4 protein-coding genes are annotated in these 3,749 nt (G+C 52.3%); 3 read left to right on the top strand and 1 reads right to left on the bottom strand.

What is annotated here, in order from left to right:
• The first annotated feature begins 157 nt into the window (after positions 1–157).
• Positions 158–1,522, top strand: a complete 1,365-nt coding sequence (locus JSN25_RS10760) for an MFS transporter (RefSeq protein WP_087857046.1) — start codon at positions 158–160, stop codon at positions 1,520–1,522.
• 79 nt (positions 1,523–1,601) lie between these two features.
• Here the strand turns inward: JSN25_RS10760 and JSN25_RS10755 are convergent, their stop codons facing one another.
• On the bottom strand, positions 1,602–2,093 hold the full coding sequence (locus JSN25_RS10755) for a YajQ family cyclic di-GMP-binding protein (RefSeq protein ID WP_038638234.1): 492 nt from the start codon (positions 2,091–2,093) through the stop codon (positions 1,602–1,604).
• A gap of 174 nt (positions 2,094–2,267) precedes the next feature.
• Here JSN25_RS10755 and panE point away from each other — a divergent pair, with 174 nt between their 5' ends.
• Positions 2,268–3,179 carry a 2-dehydropantoate 2-reductase gene (gene panE / locus JSN25_RS10750; protein ID WP_038638233.1) on the top strand — a complete coding sequence of 304 codons (912 nt, stop codon included), beginning with the start codon at positions 2,268–2,270 and terminating at the stop codon, positions 3,177–3,179.
• Positions 3,142–3,732 carry a protein deglycase YajL gene (gene yajL / locus JSN25_RS10745; RefSeq protein WP_069323955.1) on the top strand — a complete coding sequence of 197 codons (591 nt, stop codon included), beginning with the start codon at positions 3,142–3,144 and terminating at the stop codon, positions 3,730–3,732. The genes panE and yajL overlap by 38 nt, the downstream gene beginning before the upstream one ends.
• Positions 3,733–3,749: the final 17 nt, after the last annotated feature.

Raw genomic sequence — 3,749 nt, 5'->3', positions numbered from 1 at the left:
AATAACCACAAAAACACTACACCTGTAATTATCGCAAGCAAATTAGTTACACAAGTAATTATTTCAGTTATACCGCTACACAATTCCACATATCGTAGAGGTTTACCCCACCCCTTCCCCGCTTTACACTAGGCGCGAAATTAATACAGAGGTGGGAATGAACGATTACAAAATGACGCCCGGTGAGTTGCGCGCCACCTGGGGTTTAGGGACCGTATTTTCGTTGCGCATGCTTGGCATGTTTATGGTCCTGCCGGTTCTGACCACGTACGGTATGGCGCTACAGGGTGCCAGCGAAGCCTTGATCGGACTTGCTATCGGTATTTATGGCCTGGCGCAAGCCATCTTCCAGATCCCCTTTGGTCTGCTGTCAGACCGCATCGGTCGTAAGCCGCTTATTGTCGGCGGACTGGCGGTATTCGTTTTCGGCAGCGTGATTGCCGCCCTCTCAGATTCAATCTGGGGAATTATTCTCGGTCGAGCTCTGCAAGGCTCTGGCGCGATTGCCGCCGCCGTAATGGCGCTGTTGTCCGACTTAACCCGCGAGCAAAACCGAACCAAAGCAATGGCGTTTATCGGCGTCAGCTTTGGTATCACCTTCGCCATTGCGATGGTATTGGGGCCGATCGTTACCCACGCGCTGGGGCTACACGCGCTGTTCTGGATGATTGCGGGCCTTGCTACCACAGGTATCGTGCTGACCATTTGGGTCGTTCCCAATAGCACTACCCACGTACTGAACCGCGAATCAGGCATGGTAAAAGGTAGCTTCAGCAAAGTACTGGCGGAGCCAAAACTGCTGAAGCTCAACTTCGGCATCATGTGTCTGCACATTTTACTGATGTCCACTTTCGTCGCCTTGCCAGGTCAGTTGGCGAAAGCGGGTTTCCCCGCAGCCGAACACTGGAAAATTTATCTGGTGACGATGCTGCTGTCCTTCGTTTCCGTGGTGCCGTTCATCATTTACGCCGAAGTGAAACGCCGGATGAAACGCGTGTTCCTCGCCTGCGTGTTACTGATTCTTGTTGCCGAAATTGTATTGTGGAGCGCAAACATTCGTTTCTGGGGGCTGATTGCGGGCGTGCAGATATTCTTCCTCGCCTTCAACCTGATGGAAGCCCTCCTCCCCTCGCTTATCAGTAAAGAGTCTCCGGCTGGCTATAAAGGTACGGCGATGGGCGTTTACTCCACCAGCCAGTTTCTTGGCGTGGCGATTGGCGGTTCGCTGGGCGGTTGGGTTGTCGACATGTTTGATGGGCAGGCGGTATTCCTGGCCGGCGCGCTTCTGGCGGCAGTGTGGTTGTTGGTGGCCAGCACAATGAAAGAACCACCGTACGTTAGCAGCCTGCGCGTGGAAATCCCCCCGGAGATTGCCGCGGATGACACCCTGAAGCAGCGTCTGCTGGCTAAAGAAGGGATAAGCGAAGTGTTAATTGTGGCGCAAGAACATTCGGCCTACGTAAAAATCGACAGCAAAGTGACCAATCGATTTGAGGTTGAGCAGGCCATCAGCCAGGCGTGAAGATTGCAGGATGGCGACGTCTTATCCGGCCGACAAATAGCGTGTGCTACCTGTAGGCCGGATAAGCGGGCATTACGACTTAATCGCGGAAGTTCTTAAACTGGAACGGCTGGCCGAGGTCGCCGCCGCGAACCAGCGCCATAACAGATTGTAGGTCGTCACGCGCCTTGCCGGTTACACGGATTTCTTCGCCCTGAATCTGCGCCTGCACTTTCAGCTTGCTGTCTTTAATCAGCTTAACGATTTTCTTTTGCACCGCGCTTTCAATACCCTGCTTCAGCTTCGCTTCCACAAACCAGGTTTTACCGCTGTGCACGAAGGTTTCCGGTACGTCCAGCGATGTGCCTTCAATCCCGCGTTTCAGCAGCTTGGCACGTAAAATATCCAGCAGTTGATTGACCTGGAAATCTGATTCGCTCAGCACCTTAATCGTCTTATTTGACTCATTCAGCTCAAAAGTCGCTTCAACTCCACGAAAATCAAAGCGTGACTCTACTTCGCGGCTGGCGTTTTCTACCGCGTTACGGGCTTCCTGAAGATCAACTTCAGAGACAATATCGAAAGATGGCATCTTTTCCTCTCCCTTCATTTTTGATGCGAAGCATAATACCTGCAAAGTTACTCAACAGACAGCGCTATACTAGGCTGTATCCTTTAATTGTACGCGGAACTGAAACCTGTGAACAATAAAGGGGTACGGCCGATATGGATTAACACCTGGTGCTGTTGCAGGTGAGGAGGAAGAATGAAAATTACCGTACTGGGATGTGGAGCGTTAGGACAGCTGTGGCTTACCACGCTGTGCAAACATGGACATGAGGTGCAAGGGTGGCTACGCGTGCCACAGCCCTACTGCAGCGTGAACCTGATCGACACGGATGGTTCGGTTTTTAATGAATCCCTGACGGCAAACGACCCCGACTTTTTGGCAAAAAGCGACCTGTTGCTGGTTACACTTAAAGCCTGGCAGGTTTCCGATGCGGTAAAAGGTCTGGCCGCAATTCTGCCTGAAACTACCCCAATTTTGCTGATTCACAACGGTATGGGGACGATTGAAGAGCTGCAAAACATTAAACAGCCTCTGCTGATGGGCACCACCACCCACGCAGCACGTCGCGACGGAAATGTCATCATTCATGTCGCTCAGGGCACAACGCGCATCGGTCCGGCGCGTGAGCAGGACGGTGATTTCAGCTATCTGGCTGAAACACTGCAAGAAGTACTACCGGACGTCGCCTGGCACAATAATATTCGTGCCGAACTGTGGCGCAAACTGGCGGTGAACTGCGTCATTAATCCCCTGACGGCGCTCTGGGACTGCCCAAACGGCGAACTGCGTCAGCATCCGGAAAAAATAGCGCTAATCTGTGAGGAAGTAGCAGCGGTTATTGAACGCGAAGGCCACCACACATCAGCGGATGATTTACGCTATTATGTCGAGCAAGTCATTGATAGTACGGCGGAAAACATCTCATCAATGCTGCAGGATATTCGTGCCATGCGCCATACAGAGATCGACTATATTACCGGTTACCTGTTAAAACGCGCCCGCGCGCACGGCATCGCCGTCCCGGAAAATGCCCACCTGTTTGAAATGGTAAAGAGAAAGGAAAGTGAGTATGAGCGCTCAAGCACTGGTTTGTCTCGCCCCTGGTAGTGAAGAGACCGAAGCGGTCACGACTATCGATCTGCTGGTTCGCGGCGGAATTAAGGTCACTACAGCAAGCGTCGCCAGCGATGGCGACCTGACGATTGTGTGCTCACGCGGAGTGAAGCTGCTGGCTGACGCACCGTTGGTCGAAGTGGCTGACGGCGATTTCGACATCATCGTATTGCCTGGTGGTATTAAAGGCGCGGAGTGTTTTCGCGATAGCCCTTTGCTTGTCGAAACCGTGAAGCAGTTTCATCGCTCCGGGCGTATTGTCGCAGCAATTTGCGCCGCTGCCGCCACCGTACTTGTCCCGCACGATATCTTCCCCATCGGAAATATGACAGGTTTCCCGGCGTTGAAGGACAAAATTCCCGCAGAACAATGGCAAGACAAGCGTGTCGTCTGGGATCCGCGCGTTAACCTGTTAACCAGCCAGGGTCCGGGAACATCCATTGATTTTGGTTTAAAAATCATTGATCTACTGGTAAGCCGCGAAAAGGCTCATGAAGTGGCGTCACAACTGGTAATTGCTGCGGGAATTTATAACTACTACGAATAAGAATGATTGCCGGATGG

Origin of the sequence: Citrobacter cronae (assembly GCF_016893685.1) — a bacterium.
In the GTDB taxonomy this organism is placed as follows: domain Bacteria; phylum Pseudomonadota; class Gammaproteobacteria; order Enterobacterales; family Enterobacteriaceae; genus Citrobacter; species Citrobacter werkmanii.
This window is presented reverse-complemented; position numbering and strand designations above follow the sequence as displayed.